1 protein-coding gene is annotated in these 1,064 nt (G+C 47.3%); it reads left to right on the top strand.

Annotated features, from left to right (window positions below):
* A partial coding sequence (tuf, locus tag OH455_RS23180; protein ID WP_269982936.1) for an elongation factor Tu occupies positions 1-1,064 on the top strand: 1,064 nt, incomplete at both ends.

Below are 1,064 nucleotides of genomic sequence, written 5' to 3'. Positions count from 1 at the left end.
AAACCGCACGTAAACGTTGGTACTATCGGCCACGTTGACCACGGTAAAACAACTCTAACTGCTGCAATCTGTACAACTCTATCTAAAGTGTACGGCGGTGAAGCGAAAGACTTCGCATCTATCGATAACGCTCCAGAAGAGCGTGAGCGCGGTATCACAATCGCAACATCTCACGTTGAGTACGACACTCCAACTCGTCACTACGCACACGTAGACTGTCCAGGACACGCGGATTATGTTAAAAACATGATCACAGGTGCTGCACAGATGGACGGTGGTATCCTAGTTGTTGCTGCGACAGATGGCCCAATGCCACAAACTCGTGAGCACATCCTACTAGGCCGTCAGGTTGGTATCCCATACATCATCGTATTCATGAACAAATGTGACATGGTTGACGATGAAGAGCTACTAGAGCTAGTAGAAATGGAAGTTCGTGAACTTCTATCTGAGTACGACTTCCCAGGTGATGACCTACCAGTTATCCAAGGTTCTGCACTAGGCGCACTAAACGGCGAGAAGCAGTGGGAAGACAAGATCGTTGAGCTTGCTGAAGCCCTAGACTCTTACATCCCAGAGCCAGAGCGTGCAGTAGACCAACCATTCCTACTACCAATCGAAGACGTATTCTCAATCCAAGGTCGTGGTACAGTAGTAACTGGTCGTATCGAGCGCGGTATCCTAACAGTAGGTGATGAAGTAGAAATCGTAGGTATTAAAGAAACTACAACAACTACTTGTACTGGTGTTGAAATGTTCCGTAAGCTTCTAGACGAAGGTCGTGCGGGTGAGAACGTTGGTGCACTTCTACGTGGTACTAAGCGTGACGAAGTAGAGCGTGGTCAAGTACTAGCGGCTCCTAAGTCAATCAACCCACACACTAAGTTCGAATCAGAAGTATACGTACTGTCTAAAGATGAAGGTGGTCGTCACACTCCATTCTTCAAAGGCTACCGTCCACAGTTCTACTTCCGTACAACTGACGTAACAGGTGATATCTCTCTACCAGAAGGCGTAGAAATGGTAATGCCTGGCGACAACATCCAAATGCAAGTAGAGCTAAT

The organism is Vibrio sp. T11.5, from assembly GCF_027587155.1.
Taxonomy (GTDB): domain Bacteria; phylum Pseudomonadota; class Gammaproteobacteria; order Enterobacterales; family Vibrionaceae; genus Vibrio; species Vibrio neptunius.
This window is presented reverse-complemented; position numbering and strand designations above follow the sequence as displayed.